The organism is Reella acinonychis (assembly GCF_052828705.1).
Genome location: NZ_CM128256.1, coordinates 1,899,193 through 1,915,348, shown reverse-complemented (window position 1 = coordinate 1,915,348; position 16,156 = coordinate 1,899,193). Strand labels below are relative to the sequence as shown.

At 41.8% G+C, this 16,156-nt stretch carries 16 protein-coding genes and 1 riboswitch; of the genes, 15 read left to right on the top strand and 1 reads right to left on the bottom strand.

The genetic code is table 11. The features are described from left to right. The first annotated feature begins 8 nt into the window (after nt 1–8). From coaE to ACUXZ4_RS09305, 15 genes are all read left to right on the top strand, one after another. On the top strand, nt 9–629 hold the full coding sequence (coaE, locus tag ACUXZ4_RS09375) for a dephospho-CoA kinase (RefSeq protein WP_464972933.1): 621 nt from the start codon (nt 9–11) through the stop codon (nt 627–629). After that, nucleotides 622–822 carry a DNA gyrase inhibitor YacG gene (gene yacG, locus ACUXZ4_RS09370; protein ID WP_464972932.1) on the top strand — a complete coding sequence of 67 codons (201 nt, stop codon included), beginning with the start codon at nt 622–624 and terminating at the stop codon, nt 820–822. The genes coaE and yacG overlap by 8 nt, the downstream gene beginning before the upstream one ends. Nucleotides 823–826: 4 nt before the next feature. Then, complete coding sequence (locus ACUXZ4_RS09365) at nt 827–1,093, top strand: GNAT family N-acetyltransferase (RefSeq protein ID WP_464972931.1); 267 nt, start codon at nt 827–829, stop codon at nt 1,091–1,093. A 179-nt stretch (nt 1,094–1,272) separates the two neighbouring features. Next, a riboswitch (glycine riboswitch) is annotated at nt 1,273–1,377 on the top strand. An 89-nt stretch (nt 1,378–1,466) separates the two neighbouring features. Next, nucleotides 1,467–2,858, top strand: a complete 1,392-nt coding sequence (locus ACUXZ4_RS09360; protein ID WP_464972930.1) for an alanine/glycine:cation symporter family protein — start codon at nt 1,467–1,469, stop codon at nt 2,856–2,858. 58 nt (nt 2,859–2,916) lie between these two features. Next, nucleotides 2,917–3,645, top strand: coding sequence for a 2-succinyl-6-hydroxy-2,4-cyclohexadiene-1-carboxylate synthase (gene menH / locus ACUXZ4_RS09355; protein ID WP_464972929.1), 729 nt, complete (start codon nt 2,917–2,919; stop codon nt 3,643–3,645). 66 nt (nt 3,646–3,711) lie between these two features. Further along, complete coding sequence (gene menB / locus ACUXZ4_RS09350) at nt 3,712–4,569, top strand: 1,4-dihydroxy-2-naphthoyl-CoA synthase (RefSeq protein ID WP_464972928.1); 858 nt, start codon at nt 3,712–3,714, stop codon at nt 4,567–4,569. Between the two features lie 71 nt (nt 4,570–4,640). Continuing rightward, nucleotides 4,641–4,799 carry a hypothetical protein gene (locus tag ACUXZ4_RS09345; protein ID WP_464972927.1) on the top strand — a complete coding sequence of 53 codons (159 nt, stop codon included), beginning with the start codon at nt 4,641–4,643 and terminating at the stop codon, nt 4,797–4,799. A 2-nt stretch (nt 4,800–4,801) separates the two neighbouring features. Next, nucleotides 4,802–5,794: an o-succinylbenzoate synthase gene (menC, locus tag ACUXZ4_RS09340; RefSeq protein WP_464972926.1), complete on the top strand. Its 993-nt coding sequence runs from the start codon at nt 4,802–4,804 to the stop codon at nt 5,792–5,794. 58 nt (nt 5,795–5,852) lie between these two features. After that, a complete protein-coding gene (gene aroQ, locus ACUXZ4_RS09335; RefSeq protein WP_464972925.1) occupies nt 5,853–6,287 on the top strand; it encodes a type II 3-dehydroquinate dehydratase in 435 nt (144 codons plus the stop codon). A gap of 175 nt (nt 6,288–6,462) precedes the next feature. Beyond that, complete coding sequence (gene accB / locus ACUXZ4_RS09330) at nt 6,463–6,927, top strand: acetyl-CoA carboxylase biotin carboxyl carrier protein (protein ID WP_464974029.1); 465 nt, start codon at nt 6,463–6,465, stop codon at nt 6,925–6,927. A 76-nt stretch (nt 6,928–7,003) separates the two neighbouring features. Next, entirely contained in the window at nt 7,004–8,347 is a 1,344-nt protein-coding gene (gene accC, locus ACUXZ4_RS09325; RefSeq protein WP_464972924.1) for an acetyl-CoA carboxylase biotin carboxylase subunit, read from the top strand. A 70-nt stretch (nt 8,348–8,417) separates the two neighbouring features. Further along, nucleotides 8,418–8,657, top strand: a complete 240-nt coding sequence (locus tag ACUXZ4_RS09320) for a YhdT family protein (RefSeq protein ID WP_464972923.1) — start codon at nt 8,418–8,420, stop codon at nt 8,655–8,657. A 10-nt stretch (nt 8,658–8,667) separates the two neighbouring features. Further along, complete coding sequence (gene panF, locus ACUXZ4_RS09315) at nt 8,668–10,143, top strand: sodium/pantothenate symporter (RefSeq protein ID WP_464972922.1); 1,476 nt, start codon at nt 8,668–8,670, stop codon at nt 10,141–10,143. A 151-nt stretch (nt 10,144–10,294) separates the two neighbouring features. Beyond that, nucleotides 10,295–14,188: a phosphoribosylformylglycinamidine synthase gene (gene purL / locus ACUXZ4_RS09310; protein ID WP_464972921.1), complete on the top strand. Its 3,894-nt coding sequence runs from the start codon at nt 10,295–10,297 to the stop codon at nt 14,186–14,188. A gap of 231 nt (nt 14,189–14,419) precedes the next feature. Beyond that, the gene (locus ACUXZ4_RS09305) at nt 14,420–14,590 is read left to right on the top strand and encodes a hypothetical protein (RefSeq protein ID WP_464972920.1); all 171 of its coding nucleotides are present in this window, start codon (nt 14,420–14,422) and stop codon (nt 14,588–14,590) included. 274 nt (nt 14,591–14,864) lie between these two features. On the opposite strand, the gene rho is transcribed toward ACUXZ4_RS09305, so the two are convergent. Next, the gene (gene rho, locus ACUXZ4_RS09300) at nt 14,865–16,127 is read right to left on the bottom strand and encodes a transcription termination factor Rho (RefSeq protein WP_464972919.1); all 1,263 of its coding nucleotides are present in this window, start codon (nt 16,125–16,127) and stop codon (nt 14,865–14,867) included. Nucleotides 16,128–16,156: the final 29 nt, after the last annotated feature.

Here is a 16,156-nt window from a genome sequence, read left to right as displayed (position 1 = left end):
GATAAATTATGACTTATGTTGTCGGTTTAACTGGTGGAATTGGCAGTGGTAAAAGCACAGTTGCCAATTTATTTGCCGAATTAGGCGTGCCTATTGTTGATGCGGATCTTGTCGCGCGTGAAGTGGTTGAAAAAGGTTCGCCATTACTTGAAAAAATCGCCGAACATTTTGGCAAGCAGATATTGAATGAAAGCGGAGAATTAAATCGAGCAGCCTTACGAGAAAAAGTGTTTAATCAAAAAGAAGAGAAAGCTTGGTTAGACGCTTTGCTCCATCCAGCCATTCGCGAAAGAATGTTAGCGCAACTTCATAAACAAACTGCACCTTACACTTTATTTGTCGTTCCCTTACTTATTGAAAACAACCTCACCACACTTTGTGATCGCATTTTGGTGGTGGATGTTTTACCAAAAACTCAATTATTACGTGCTAGTCAGCGTGATAGTAATAAAATTGAATTAATTCAACAGATTATGAATAACCAAGTGAGTCGAGAGCAACGTTTAGCTGCTGCGGATGATGTTATTAATAATGATCAAGATTTTAGTCAAAATTTAGTTGAACTGCGTGAAAAAGTGTTAAAATTGCACCGCACTTATTTAATGCTGAGTGAGAAAAAATATGAGTGAAATTTTTAGTGTTGCTTGCCCAACTTGCCAAAAAACAGTGGTTTGGTCGCCAGAAAGTCCATTTCGTCCTTTTTGTTGTGAACGCTGTAAATTAATTGATCTAGGCGAATGGGCAGCTGAAGAAAAAGCCATTCCTTGTGAAACTGCCGATTTTGCACAGGATCCTTTATTAGCAGAAGATTGGAGCCGTTAACATCATGAATATTCAACATCAACAAGATGAACATCAAGGTGAATTTTTTATTTTGGATGAAACAGGTAATAAAATTGCCAAATTAACCTACTTTTTTGTGGATGAAAATACCATTAATGCCAATCATACCTATGTTTCTGAAACTCTGAGAGGTCAAGGCGTGGCGGATAAACTGTATCAAGCCCTAGTTGAGTTAATTAAACAGCATAATCTCAAACTTATTCCAAGTTGTAGCTATATTGAAAGAAAATGGCAACGTAGTGGCATGTAATATATTAAAAAGTGCGGTTGAATTTTCATAAAACTTTGTTAAAATTGACCGCACTTTTTATCTGTATTTTATTATAAAAAGTCAAGTTCGGTTGAAGCTAGTTGGAGAATGGGGAATTGACTCCATACCGACGAGGTAAAATCTTTCAGGTGCAGAGCTAATCTGCGAGGACTGCTAGTGGACGAACCCTTGGAGAGATCCAATACATCATGTAATTGGACGCCGAAGGCGAAAGAGCGAGAAATTCGCTTCAAACGCTCAGGCAAAAGGACAGGGGCAGGGAGCATATTCGGTTTACGCTTTTGGCGTATTTTTCTTTTTTCCGTAACTCTTTTCGCCTCCTTGTAAATTTTATGTATTACGAGGAATCAATATGTCATTAACGGCAATTTTATCATCAATCGATTCGTTTATTTGGGGCCCGCCACTTCTTATTTTGTTATCGGGAACTGGATTATATTTAACTATTCGTCTTGGATTTATTCAATTTGCGCATTTGCCTTTGGCGTTACGCTATATGTTCAAACGTGAACAAAGCAATGGTCAAATGGGCGATGTATCAGCTTTTGCAGCACTTTGTACCGCACTTTCCGCAACCATTGGTACGGGGAATATTGTTGGGGTGGCGACAGCTATTCAAGCAGGCGGTCCTGGAGCGATGTTCTGGATGTGGCTTGTTGCGTTATTAGGAATGGCGACCAAATATGCTGAAGGCTTGCTTGCGGTCAAATACCGCGTTCGCGATAAAAACGGCTTTATGGCTGGTGGGCCAATGTACTATATCGAGCGAGGTTTAGGCATTAAATGGCTAGCCAAATTATTTGCTATCTTTGGTATTTTAGTGGCTTTCTTTGGTATTGGTACCTTTCCACAAATTAACGCTATTACGCAAGCTATGCACGATACATTCAATGTGCCAGTAATGATTTCTGCAGCAGTGGTCACCATTTTAGTAGCAGCGATTGTATTGGGTGGTGTAAAACGTATTGCGACGGTGTCCACATTTATTGTGCCTTTCATGGCTGTGTTATATGTGCTTACTTCTGCCATTATTTTATTATTAAATTTCGACAAAGTGCCTGCCGCGGTGGTGTTGATTGTGCATAGTGCTTTTGATCCGCAAGCCGCATTAGGTGGTGCTTTGGGGATTGGTGTGATGAAAGCCATTCAATCAGGTGTCGCTCGAGGCATTTTCTCTAATGAATCAGGTTTGGGTTCAGCGCCAATCGCAGCGGCTGCTGCACAAACGAAAGAGCCTGTTCGCCAAGGTTTAATCTCAATGACGGGGACGTTCCTAGATACTATTATCGTTTGTTCTATGACGGGATTAGTGCTTGTGATTACAGGCGTTTGGAGCGGTCCAGAAACGGGTGCTGCCGCAACAAACTTAGCATTTTCGCAAGGTTTAGGCACTAGCTTAGGGGCAACCATTGTTACCGTTGGGTTATTATTTTTCGCGTTTACCACCATTTTAGGTTGGTGCTATTATGGCGAGCGTTGTTTTGTTTACCTCTTTGATATTCGTGGCATTAAATTATACCGTAGCATTTTCATTCTGCTTGTCGCTTGTGGATCTTTCTTAAAATTAGATTTAATTTGGATTTTAGCGGATATTGTGAATGGTTTAATGGCTTTCCCAAATCTCGTTGCCTTAGTGGGATTACGTCACATTATTCTTAATGAAACGCGCGATTATTTCGCTCGTTTACGCAATGGCGAATTAGATGCTGACGAGGCAGAACATCGTCAAAGTGCGGTGAAATAATCATTAATTTTTACCTTAAACCACGCTATGATAGGCGTGGTTTTTTTATGGAGTGTATATGCCTATTTTGATTTTTTTACATGGCTTGCTAGGTACAAAAAATGATTGGCTAAAAGTCATGGAAAAATTACCGCACTTTAATTGTGTGGCGATTGATTTACCTTTTCATGGCGAAAATAAAGCGCTTTCAGTAGAGGATTTTTCGCAGACGACGCAATATCTGTCGCAAAAAATAGCAGAAATTACTAATGATAATCCCTATATTTTGATTGGCTATTCGCTGGGTGGGCGTTTGGCTTTGCACTATGCATTATCGCAACATGTGCGCAAAGGCAAGCTACAACGCCTGATTTTAGAAGGAGCCAATTTAGGATTGCAAACCGAGCAAGAACGACAACAGCGTTGGCAGAATGATTTACAATGGGCGCAGCGTTTTGCTAATGAAGATATTGAAAATGTGTTGCAAGATTGGTATCGCCAGCCGGTATTCTCTCATCTTTCACAACAACAAACAGCTGAGATCATTGCTCAACGTTCGTTAAATAGTGGGGAAAGTGTGGCTAAAATGTTGCTGGCCACTTCTTTAGCAAAACAACCTGATTTCCGCCCGTTGCTTGCACAGAATAAAGTGCCGATTGATTATGTCGTGGGCGAAAAAGATAAAAAATTTACCGCAATGGCAAAGCAATCCGCACTGAATTTTTACCAAATCGCTAACGCAGGGCATAATGCGCATAATGAAAACCCTGAGTCATTTGCCGAACTATTGGCGCAGATTTGTGTTTAAAAGTGGGAAAGCGCAAAAACTTTCGTTATAATGACCGCACTTTTTGCTTATTTGAAGGAATTTATCATGCAAAATCCAAAAGATGATGTACTTTATGCCCCAGTTGAATGGGCAGATCATAGCGCAGGCTATACGGATATTCTTTACCATAAATCTGCTGACGGCATTGCTAAAATTACCATTAACCGTCCAGAAGTGAGAAATGCCTTCCGTCCACAAACGGTAAAAGAAATGATCCAAGCTTTTTCAGATGCGCGTTTTGATGAAAAAATCGGCGTGATCGTGCTAACAGGACAAGGTGAAAAAGCCTTCTGTTCAGGTGGTGACCAAAAAGTGCGCGGTGATTACGGTGGCTATAAAGATGAAAGCGGTGTTCATCACTTAAATGTATTGGATTTCCAACGTGATATTCGCAGCTGTCCAAAACCTGTAGTGGCAATGGTGGCAGGTTATGCGATTGGTGGTGGTCATGTTCTTCATATGTTATGTGACTTAACCATTGCGGCAGAAAATGCGATTTTTGGTCAAACAGGTCCAAAAGTAGGCTCATTTGATGGTGGCTGGGGCGCAAGCTACATGGCTCGTATTGTTGGTCAGAAAAAAGCGCGCGAAATTTGGTTCCTATGTCGCCAATATGATGCTAAAGAAGCATTAGAAATGGGCTTAGTGAATACAGTTGTGCCTTATGCAGATTTAGAAAAAGAAACGGTACGTTGGTGTCGTGAAATGTTACGCAACAGTCCAATTGCATTACGTTGTTTGAAAGCAGCGTTAAATGCGGATTGTGATGGCCAAGCGGGTTTGCAAGAACTTGCAGGTAACGCGACCATGTTGTTCTATATGACAGAGGAAGGGCAGGAAGGTCGCAATGCGTTCAACGAAAAACGCGCACCAGACTTCAGCAAATTTAAGCGTAACCCTTAATTAATCAATTAAAGTGCGGTTAAAATCATAAAAGTTTTCACCGCACTTTTCATTTCTATAAGGACATTGTGATGATATCTTGGAAAAAGGGATTTATGGGTTTTCTGATGGTTTTACTGCTCATCACATTAATTTTATGTGCCGCTGTCTTTTTTATTTTTGATGCCAAAGATACCTGTTTAGATTATGGTGGCAGCTATAATGAAATCACCCAACAATGTGAAAAATAGCGATGACAATAAGAACCTTTCATTTATATCAATATAGTATTCCTGTCGATAGCCAATTGATTTTGCGTAATCGTTTTTTGAAAAAACGAGAAGGTCTTTTGGTGCAAATTCGTTGTGGTGAATCTGAAGGTTGGGGCGAAATTGCCCCTTTACCTGAGTTTAGTCAAGAAACCCTAGAACAAGCGAAAGAACAAGCAATAGCGTGGCTACAACAATGGGATGTGACACGCGCGCAAAATAAAAAGCTCAGTTTAGATGGGCTTTATCCATCTGTTGCTTTTGGTTTAAGTTGTGCTTTTGCTGAAATGAAAGGATTACTTGGAGAACAAGGTAATTATCAAGTTGCGCCCTTGTGTTATGGCGATCCTGATGAACTTTATGAGCCTTTAAGCCAAATGCAAGGCGAAAAAGTGGCCAAAATTAAAGTAGGCATGTACGAAGCTAATCGTGATGGCCTGATTGCTGATATGCTATTAGAAGCCATTCCTGATTTGCAGTTACGTCTTGACGCAAACCGTAGTTGGTCGCTTGAAAAAGCAGCTATGTTTGCTAAATATGTGAAACCAGAACATCGCGCTCGAATTCAATTTTTAGAAGAACCTTGCAAAACACCAGAACAAAGCTTGCAGTTTGCACAAGAAACCGAAATTGCAATTGCTTGGGATGAAACTGTTAGAGATGCGGGTTTTCAAGTTCAGCAACAACCGCATTTAGCAGCAATTGTCATTAAGCCAACACTAGTGGGCTCATTAGAAAAATGTGTGGATTTAATTCAGCAAGCCCATCAACTTGGTTTGAAGGCGGTGATTAGTTCTTCTATTGAAAGTAGTTTTGGACTGACACAATTAGCGCGTATTGCTCAACAATATACGCCGAATACGGTGCCAGGTTTGGATACCTTAGATTTGATGGATTATCAGGTTGTTCGTGCTTGGCAAGGTTCCTCATTGCCAATTGCGGAGTTAGATTCTGAATTTATTCAGCAAATTCGTTAATGGTTAGACCACCCATAAATTTAAAATACCGCATAATAGCGAGCCAAAAGGATAGCCTATGAAAATATTGCTTTTGAATGGTCCAAATCTCAATATGCTTGGCGCTCGTGAGCCTAAGCATTATGGCAGTTTGACCTTAGCAGAAATTGAGAAAAATTTAACCGCACTTGCAAGCCAAAAAGGGATAAAGTTAACTTGTTTCCAATCCAATAGCGAAGAAAAATTAATTGATAAAATTCATCAAAGTTTTCAACAAGTTGATTTTATTATTATCAATCCCGGAGCATTCACACATACGAGTGTCGCTTTGCGCGATGCTTTGCTTGCTGTGGCGATTCCCTTTGTTGAAGTGCATTTGTCTAATGTGCATAAACGTGAGCCATTTCGTCACCATTCGTATTTTAGTGATGTTGCTGAAGGGGTAATTTGTGGTTTTGGTGCAAAAGGCTATGAATATGCGTTAGATTTTGCACAACAATATTTAGCTAAATAGACGAAAAAGCATAAATTTGTATCAATTTTGCATAAAATTATCGCCAAAACACTGTTTTTCGGGTAATCTTGTGCAAACTTAAAAAATCCATTTTTTTAACCGCACTTTTGTGTAAATTTGTCGTCTAATAAAGTGTGATCTCATCTTTACTATTTAGGAAAACCAAATTATGGCAATGGATATTCGTAAAATTAAAAAACTTATCGAATTAGTTGAAGAATCAGGCATTATGGAATTAGAAATTTCTGAAGGAGAAGAGTCTGTTCGCATTAGTCGTGGTTCTGCAGCACCTAGTTCTGTTCAATATAATATTCCAGCAGCACCTGCGCCAGTTCAAGTTGCTGCTCCAGTTGCAACACCAGCAGCTGCGCCTGCTGCTCCTGCGCCAGCAGCTGATGATTTATCGGGACATGTGATTCGTTCGCCAATGGTTGGTACGTTCTACCGTAGTCCAAGCCCTGATGCAAAAGCGTTCGTTGAAGTTGGCCAATCCGTTAAAGTAGGCGATGCCCTTTGTATTGTTGAAGCAATGAAAATGATGAACCGCATTGAAGCAGATAAAGCTGGCGTTGTTAAAGCAATTTTAATCAACGATGGTAATGCGGTAGAGTTTGATGAACCATTAATTATCATCGAATAATTTGTTTCTATTTTGTAGTGGGGAATTTTCCCCACTCTTTCTATCTTATTAAATTGCAAAAAATTGGAATAATCTTATGTTAGAAAAAGTGGTTATTGCTAACCGAGGCGAAATTGCATTGCGTATTTTACGCGCTTGTAAAGAGCTTGGCATTAAAACCGTTGCCGTACATTCCACCGCAGATCGTGAATTGAAACACGTTTTATTAGCGGATGAAACCATTTGTATTGGTCCTGCACCTTCCGCAAAAAGTTATTTAAACATCCCTGCTATTATTGCAGCTGCAGAAGTAACTGGTGCTGATGCTATTCATCCTGGTTATGGCTTTTTATCTGAAAATGCAGATTTTGCGGAGCAAGTTGAACGTTCAGGTTTTATCTTTATTGGGCCTACTGCTGATGTTATTCGTTTAATGGGTGATAAAGTTTCAGCAATCCATGCAATGAAGAAAGCGGGAGTACCCTGTGTACCAGGTTCTGATGGTCCATTGGGCTCAGATATGGCGAAAAATAAAGAAATCGCAAAACGCATCGGTTTCCCTGTATTAATTAAAGCTTCAGGCGGCGGCGGTGGTCGTGGTATGCGTGTTGTGCGTAATGTTGAGACTTTAGAAGATAGCATTGCGATGACAAAAGCCGAAGCAAAAGCTGCTTTTAATAATGATATGGTGTATATGGAAAAATATTTGGAGAATCCACGTCATGTGGAGATCCAAGTATTAGCGGATACGCATGGTAATGCAGTTTATCTAGCAGAGCGTGATTGTTCTATGCAACGTCGTCACCAAAAAGTTGTCGAGGAAGCGCCTGCACCGGGAATTACTGAAGAAGTGCGTCGTGATATCGGTGAACGCTGTGCCAAAGCCTGTGTAGAAATTGGTTATCGTGGCGCGGGTACATTTGAATTCCTCTATGAAAATGGTGAATTCTACTTTATTGAAATGAATACACGTATTCAAGTTGAACACCCAATCACAGAAATGATTACAGGTGTTGACTTAGTAAAAGAGCAGTTACGTATTGCAGCGGGTTTACCGCTTTCAATTAAACAAGAAGATATTAAAGTGAAAGGTCATGCTATTGAATGTCGTATTAACGCAGAAGATCCTAAAACTTTCTTACCTTCTCCTGGAAAAGTGAGTCATTTACATTCTCCGGGTGGGTTAGGTGTTCGTTGGGATTCCCATGTTTACGCGGGCTATACAGTACCTCCACATTATGATTCTATGATTGCGAAATTAATTACCTATGCTGACAATCGTGAAGGGGCTATTCGTCGTATGCAAAATGCATTATCTGAGACGATTATTGATGGCATTAAGACCAACATACCATTGCATAATCTGATCTTGGAAGACGAAAATTTCCAAAAAGGCGGAACCAATATCCATTATTTAGAGAAAAAATTGGGTATCAGTTAATAGCCAAAAATCAAAATTTAAAGTGGATGATTATAATCCACTTTTTTTATAACTTTACTCGGAGGCTTATATGAACTTACAACAACGCTATAAACAAGCGACGAAAGAAGCGCGCTGGGCTTTGGGACTTACCATTCTATATATGCTCGGCTGGGCGATCTGCGCTTATTTACCAAAAGACAGCGTGGGTCCACTCGGTTTCCCACTTTGGTTTGAACTATCTTGTATTTATTTGCCAATCCTTTTTATCGTGGTGGCTTATTGGCTTATAAAAATTGTTTTTCAGGATATTGATTTGAATACAAAGTAGGAGTTGTAACATGAACCTTGGTATTTTAGTTCCCTTAGTTATTTATTTAGTCTTTGTTTTTGGTGCTGCTTTTTATGCCTACACTAAACGTCAAAAAGGTGATTTCCTCACTGAATACTATGTAGGTAATCGCTCAATGACGGGGTTTGTGCTAGCAATGACAACGGCAGCAACCTATGCTAGTGCTAGCTCTTTTGTGGGCGGTCCTGGTGCTGCTTATAAATTTGGATTAGGCTGGGTATTGTTAGCCATGATCCAAGTGCCAGCAGTTTGGTTAGCATTAGGGGCGTTAGGTAAAAAATTCGCCTTGCTTTCTCGTGAAAGTAAAGCTTTAACTATCAATGATTTATTGTTACATCGTTACAAAAATAAATATTTGGTTTGGATCGCCAGTATCGCATTATTAATCGCCTTTTTTGCCGCCATGATGACACAATTTATTGGTGGCGCGCGTTTATTAGAAACCACCATTGGCATTTCTTATACCAAAGCCTTATTAATTTTTGCAGTAACCGTAGGAATTTACACCTTCATCGGAGGCTTCAGAGCAGTGGTCTTGACAGATACCATCCAAGGAACTGTTATGATGATTGGTACGGTAATCCTACTAGGTGGCGTTATTTATGCGGCTGGCGGTGTTGAAAGTGCGGTGCAAAAACTCACAGAAATTGATCCGCACTTAGTGAGTCCGTACGGTCCTAATGATATGTTAGGTTTTCAATTTATGGCATCTTTCTGGGTGTTGGTTTGTTTTGGCGTAGTTGGTTTGCCGCACACCGCAGTACGTTGCATGGCATTCAAAGATACCAAAGCGCTGCATAGAGGTATGTTAATCGGTACGGTTATTTTAACAGTTGTTATGCTTGGCATGCATTTATCTGGTGCTTTAGGTCGCGCCATTTTACCAACCTTAACGGTACCAGATCAGGTCATTCCAACCTTAATGTTACAAGTGCTACCGCCAATTGTTGCAGGGATTTTCTTAGCTGCACCAATGTCAGCGATTATGTCGACTATCGATGCGCAGCTCATTCAATCTTCCTCTATTTTTGTGAAAGATTTGTACTTGTCAGTCAAACCAGAAATGGCAGATAACCAAAAGAAAATTAGTCTATTTTCATCCTTAATTACCCTGATTATTACTGTACTTTTAATTTGGGCAGCATTGAATCCACCGGATATGATCATTTGGCTTAATCTATTTGCTTTTGGTGGTTTAGAAGCGGCTTTCCTTTGGGTCATTGTGTTGGGTATTTATTGGGATAAAGCCAATGCTTATGGTGCAATCAGCTCAATGCTCGTTGGTTTAGGCTGCTATATTTTCCTTGTACAAATGAAAGGCGTTGATTTAAATACCTTAGCGCAACCGCTCAATTATTTGGTACAAACAGTTAAATTATTTAGCAAATTCCATGAAATTGTACCTTCATTAGTATGGGGATTAATCGCCTTTTTAGTCGGAAATAAATTTGGCGAAAAGGCGTAATTGAAGTCTTGTCTTAATATAAAAAGTGCGGTGAAAAATACCGCACTTTTTTTGCATTGAATTTGCTACGCAAACGTTTTCGTTTTCTGCTGATTTCCTTTATAATAAGCGCATTCATTTTCCCTATTTTTATTAAACAAGGTAGAATTCAATGTTACAAACTTTCCGTGGCTCACCTGCCCTTTCTGACTTCCGTTTATCTCAATTTCAACAAAAATTCGAACAAAATCAATTACCTGTTAAATCAGTCTATGCCGAATATGTGCATTTTATTGACCTAAACGCGGCTCTTTCAGCCGATCAAGAAAGCAAATTAAAAGAGCTTTTACATTATGGTCCAACCCTTGCGGAACACGATCCAGTGGGCTTTTGCTTAATAGTCACACCACGCCTTGGCACCATTTCTTCTTGGTCATCTAAAGCGACAGACATCGCCCACAACTGCGGTTTGAACGAAGTGAACCGCATTGAGCGTGGTTTGGCGTATTACTTTGAGTTTTCTGCCGAATTAACCGCTGAGCAATTAGCGACACTCAAAGGCTTATTGCACGACAGAATGTTAGAAACCGTATTAGATAATGCGGAGCAAGCCGATAAATTATTCGCTCAACAGGATCCGAAAGAATTTACCGTGGTGGACGTACTAGGTGGCGGTCGTAAAGCGTTAGAAGTCGCAAACGTGGAGTTAGGCTTGGCATTGGCGGAAGATGAAATCGACTATTTGGTGGAAAATTTCACCGCACTTGGTCGCAATCCGCACGATATTGAGTTGTATATGTTCGCCCAAGCGAACTCAGAACACTGTCGTCATAAAATTTTCAACGCCGACTGGACGATTGATGGCGAAAAACAGGACAAATCCTTGTTTAAAATGATCAAAAACACCTTCGAGAAAACCCCTGATTACGTGCTTTCTGCTTATAAAGATAATGCAGCGGTAATGGTGGGGTCTGAAGTGGGGCGTTTCTTCCCAGACCAAGACGGGCAATATCGCTATCACCAAGAAGATGCCCACATTTTAATGAAAGTGGAAACCCACAACCACCCGACTGCCATTTCGCCATTCCCTGGGGCGGCAACGGGTTCAGGCGGTGAAATCCGTGACGAAGGGGCAACAGGACGTGGGGCAAAACCAAAAGCAGGTTTAACGGGCTTTTCCGTGTCGAACTTGGTGATTCCGAACTTTGAACAGCCTTGGGAAAATCCACTTTCTAAGCCAAACCGTATTGCCTCGGCGTTAGATATTATGATTGAAGGCCCTCTCGGCGGTGCAGCGTTTAATAACGAATTTGGTCGCCCTGCGTTGTTGGGTTATTTCCGTACTTATGAAGAAAAAGTAAACAGTTTTGCAGGCGTCGAGACCCGTGGTTACCACAAACCGATTATGTTGGCAGGCGGTATCGGTAACATTCGTGGCGAACACGTGCAAAAAGGCGAAATTCCAGTGGGAGCTAAGTTGATCGTGCTGGGTGGCCCTGCGATGAACATCGGTTTGGGGGGCGGTGCGGCATCGTCAATGGCATCAGGCAAATCGAAAGAAGATTTGGATTTTGCCTCCGTTCAACGTGAAAACCCAGAAATGGAACGCCGTTGCCAAGAAGTGATCGACCGTTGCTGGCAGTTGGGCGAAGAGAACCCAATTTTATTTATTCACGACGTGGGGGCTGGCGGTTTATCGAACGCAATGCCTGAATTGGTACACGACGGTGACCGTGGCGGTAAGTTCGATTTGCGTTCGATTTTGTGCGATGAAAAAGGAATGTCCCCCCTTGAGATTTGGTGTAACGAATCGCAAGAGCGTTATGTGTTAGCGGTTGCACCTGAAAAACTCGAATTATTCACCGCACTTTGTGAGCGTGAGCGCGCACCGTTTGCGGTAATCGGTGAAGCCACCGAAGAGAAACATTTAACCTTGCACGACAGCCATTTCGACAATAACCCAATCGACTTGCCGATGAACGTGTTGCTCGGCAAAACCCCGAAAATGAGTCGCAATGCGGTGTCAAAAACCGTACAAAACCCACCGCTTGCCCAAGACGGCATTGAGTTAAAAGAAGCCTTGCACCGTGTGCTTCGCTTGCCAGCGGTTGCAGAAAAAACCTTCTTAATTACCATTGGCGACCGCTCGGTAACCGCAATGGTGGCGCGTGATCAAATGGTCGGCCCGTGGCAAATTCCTGTGGCTGACTGTGCGGTGACCACTGCAAGTTTAGACAGCTACCACGGCGAAGCGATGTCAATGGGCGAACGCACCCCAACTGCGTTATTAGATTTCGGGGCATCTGCTCGCTTGGCTGTTGCCGAAGCCATTACCAACATCGCCGCCACCGACATCGGCGACATCAAACGCATTAAACTGTCTGCCAACTGGATGTCCGCAGCCGGTCACGAAGGCGAAGACGCAGGCTTGTACGAAGCGGTGAAAGCCGTGGGCGAAGAACTCTGCCCAGCCTTAGGTATCACCATTCCAGTGGGCAAAGACTCAATGTCAATGAAAACCACTTGGGACGAAAATGGCGAACAAAAAACCGTTACCGCACCGCTTTCCTTGATTATTTCAGCCTTTGCTCGTGTGGAAGATGTTCGCAAAACCGTGACCCCACAACTTCGCACCGACAAAGGTCACTCACGCTTATTGCTTATCGACTTAGGCGAAGGCAAAAATCGCTTGGGGGCAACCGCACTGGCTCAAGTTTACAAACAACTGGGCGACAAACCAGCAGACGTTGTAAACGTTGAACAGTTGAAAAATTTCTTCAACGCAATGCAAGCCCTTGTTTCACAAGGAAAATTGTTGGCGTACCACGACCGTTCAGACGGTGGTTTAATCACGACCTTGGCGGAAATGGCGTTTGCAGGAAACTGTGGCGTGAACGTGGACATCAGTGCCTTGGGCGACAACGATTTAGCGGTGTTGTTCAACGAAGAATTGGGTGCAGTGATCCAAGTTGCCGACAGCGATTTCAACCAAGTGCGTGACATCTTAAACGCTCACGGCTTGCTCGGCTTAACCAAAGAACTTGGCTCTGTGGTGGACGGCGATTTATTTGAAATCAGCCGTGGCACACGCAAATTGCTCAGCGAAAAACGCTCTGAATTGCGTGGTATTTGGGCAGAACTCACACATCAAATCCAACGTTTGCGTGACAACCCAGCCTGTGCCGATCAAGAGTTTGAAACTAAAAAAGATCCAAATAACAAAGGCTTATCGGTTCATTTAACTTACGACATCAACGAAGACATCGCCGCACCGTTCATCAACAAAGGCGTGAAACCGAGTGTTGCTATCTTGCGTGAACAAGGCGTAAACAGCCATTACGAAATGGCGGCAGCCTTCGACCGTGCAGGCTTCAACGCCATTGACGTGCATATGAGTGATTTAATGTCAGGTCGCAGAAACTTGAAAGATTTCAATGCCTTAGTGGCGTGTGGCGGCTTCTCTTACGGTGACGTATTAGGTGCAGGCGGCGGCTGGGCGAAATCGATCCTATTCAACCCAATGTTGCGTGATCAATTCAGCCAATTCTTCGCCAACCCGAATACTCTCGCCCTTGGTGTGTGTAACGGTTGCCAAATGGTCTCTAACTTAGCGGAAATTATCCCAGGCACTGAAAACTGGCCTCGTTTCGTTCGCAACAAATCCGAACGCTTTGAAGCCCGTGTAGGCTTGGTGAAAATCAACGACACCAACAACCACTGGTTCGCTGGAATGGCAGGCTCTCATATGCCGATTGCCGTTTCCCACGGCGAAGGACAAGCGGAGTTCAAGGGGGCAGATCAGCTCCAAAATCTGCAAAATCAGAATTTGGTGATTGTTCAATACATCGACAACAACCTGCAACCAACGGAAGTCTACCCAGCCAACCCGAACGGCTCCCCATTTGGCATCACAGCTATCGGCAACGCCGACGGACGTGTGGCGATTATGATGCCACACCCAGAGCGTGTATTCCGAGCTGTCAGCAACTCGTGGTATCCAGAAGAGTGGCAAGAAGACGGCGCTTGGATGAGAATGTTTAGGAATGCACGTGTTACGTTGAAATAATTTAATACTCGCTTTAACTAAAGGCACTTGTATGAACACAAGTGCCTTTCTCATATCTCATTCAGTAAAGTGCTCATCATAGATGAGAGCTATCCTTTATTTTGGTTCTTAAAATTTTTATTTTTGTGAACTGTATCGAGAAATAAAATAAGATAACTATACAACTCAATATTTTTTGCTAAAGCCTCTTTATTTTCAGGCAAGAGAAATAAGATGAGCTGAAAATATAAAATGAATAATCTTGGTGGTGCTTATTTTGTGAGCTTTACAACGGTTTACTGGATAGATGTTTTTACACAAGAAATCTATTTTGAATCAATAATTCAATCTTTAGCATTTTGTCGTAAAGAAAAAGGAAAGGCAGGTATAGGGGGATATTATATTAATAGCGTCAATCCTTGACATATATTTAAATCACTCCAGAATTAAACGTGAATTCGCTATACCTGCGCAGTCAGTCTATAAAATAGATAAATATTTTTCAAGTTATTTAGATATTGAAGATATTTACCTTTAGTCCAATATTCCTATTTCTCTTAGAAGATAAAACCAGATCAACTTTGGTCTGAAATAAGGGCTGTATTTAACTATAAAAAAATCTGCTCCCCAATGAGTTGGTTGTTTAGTCCAACTTTGGGGTGGCAGATCACAGATAAGACTTTTTATTTGTTAAATGTTATGAACGTTTCATCACTTCAAAAAATTCTTCATTGGTTTTCGCAACCATTAATTTATCAATGAGGAATTCCATGGCTTCCACTTCGCCCATTGGGTTGAGGATTTTACGTAAAATCCACATTTTCTGTAGCTCGTCTGGCGTGGTGAGTAAGTCTTCTTTACGTGTACCAGAACGGTTAAAGTCAATGGCTGGGAACACGCGGCGTTCTGCAATTTTACGTGAAAGATGAAGTTCCATATTACCGGTACCTTTGAATTCCTCAAAAATAACTTCATCCATTTTTGATCCCGTATCCACAAGGGCTGTGGCGATGATGGTTAAGCTACCGCCTTCTTCTACGTTACGGGCTGCACCGAAGAAGCGTTTTGGACGATGTAATGCATTGGCGTCCACACCACCAGAAAGAATTTTACCTGAGGCAGGTGTCACCGTATTGTAAGCACGTGCTAAACGCGTAATAGAATCTAATAAAATCACGACGTCTTTTTTGTGTTCTACTAAACGTTTTGCTTTTTCAATAACCATTTCTGCCACTTGAACATGGCGTGTTGCTGGCTCATCAAATGTAGAAGCAATTACTTCGCCACGTACGGTACGTTGCATTTCCGTTACTTCTTCAGGGCGTTCATCAATTAAGAGAACAATGAGTTCACATTCTGGATAGTTATAAGTAATGCTTTGTGCAATATTTTGTAATAAAACCGTTTTCCCCGCTTTTGGTGGTGCGACGATCAAACCACGCTGTCCTTTACCAATTGGTGAGGCTAAATCAAGAATACGTGCAGTTAAATCTTCGGTTGAGCCATTGCCACGTTCCATACGTAAACGAGAGTTGGCATGTAATGGAGTTAAGTTTTCGAAAAGAATTTTACTGCGGGAAACTTCAGGACGGTCGTCATTGACTTGATCTACTTTTAATAAAGCAAAATAGCGTTCGCCTTCTTTTGGTGGTCGAATCTTGCCTTCTACTTTGTCCCCTGTTTGTAAGTTAAAACGACGAATTTGGCTTGGTGAAACATAAATATCGTCAGGGCCGGCTAAATAAGAACTATCTGCGGAACGTAAGAAGCCGAAACCATCAGGTAGAATTTCTAATACGCCGCCGCCGAAAATGTCTTCACCGCTTTTGGCGTGCTGTTTAAGAATAGCAAATACAATGTCTTGTTTACGCAAACGAGCAAGATTTTCTAAGCCCATTTGACCTTCGCCAAGCTCAACTAAGGTTGATACAGGCGTGTTTTTCAGTTCTGTTAAATGCATAGTTTATTTAGATTGGATAAATGAATTGT

What these genes read in the sequence shown, in the direction of transcription:
- coaE (WP_464972933.1), top strand. Translation starts at nt 9, where the DNA reads ATGACTTATGTTGTCGGTTTAACTGGTGGAATTGGCAGTGGTAAAAGC.
- yacG (WP_464972932.1), top strand. Translation starts at nt 622, where the DNA reads ATGAGTGAAATTTTTAGTGTTGCTTGCCCAACTTGCCAAAAAACAGTG.
- ACUXZ4_RS09365 (WP_464972931.1), top strand. Translation starts at nt 827, where the DNA reads ATGAATATTCAACATCAACAAGATGAACATCAAGGTGAATTTTTTATT.
- ACUXZ4_RS09360 (WP_464972930.1), top strand. Translation starts at nt 1,467, where the DNA reads ATGTCATTAACGGCAATTTTATCATCAATCGATTCGTTTATTTGGGGC.
- menH (WP_464972929.1), top strand. Translation starts at nt 2,917, where the DNA reads ATGCCTATTTTGATTTTTTTACATGGCTTGCTAGGTACAAAAAATGAT.
- menB (WP_464972928.1), top strand. Translation starts at nt 3,712, where the DNA reads ATGCAAAATCCAAAAGATGATGTACTTTATGCCCCAGTTGAATGGGCA.
- ACUXZ4_RS09345 (WP_464972927.1), top strand. Translation starts at nt 4,641, where the DNA reads ATGATATCTTGGAAAAAGGGATTTATGGGTTTTCTGATGGTTTTACTG.
- menC (WP_464972926.1), top strand. Translation starts at nt 4,802, where the DNA reads ATGACAATAAGAACCTTTCATTTATATCAATATAGTATTCCTGTCGAT.
- aroQ (WP_464972925.1), top strand. Translation starts at nt 5,853, where the DNA reads ATGAAAATATTGCTTTTGAATGGTCCAAATCTCAATATGCTTGGCGCT.
- accB (WP_464974029.1), top strand. Translation starts at nt 6,463, where the DNA reads ATGGATATTCGTAAAATTAAAAAACTTATCGAATTAGTTGAAGAATCA.
- accC (WP_464972924.1), top strand. Translation starts at nt 7,004, where the DNA reads ATGTTAGAAAAAGTGGTTATTGCTAACCGAGGCGAAATTGCATTGCGT.
- ACUXZ4_RS09320 (WP_464972923.1), top strand. Translation starts at nt 8,418, where the DNA reads ATGAACTTACAACAACGCTATAAACAAGCGACGAAAGAAGCGCGCTGG.
- panF (WP_464972922.1), top strand. Translation starts at nt 8,668, where the DNA reads ATGAACCTTGGTATTTTAGTTCCCTTAGTTATTTATTTAGTCTTTGTT.
- purL (WP_464972921.1), top strand. Translation starts at nt 10,295, where the DNA reads ATGTTACAAACTTTCCGTGGCTCACCTGCCCTTTCTGACTTCCGTTTA.
- ACUXZ4_RS09305 (WP_464972920.1), top strand. Translation starts at nt 14,420, where the DNA reads ATGAATAATCTTGGTGGTGCTTATTTTGTGAGCTTTACAACGGTTTAC.
- rho (WP_464972919.1), bottom strand. Translation starts at nt 16,127, where the DNA reads ATGCATTTAACAGAACTGAAAAACACGCCTGTATCAACCTTAGTTGAG.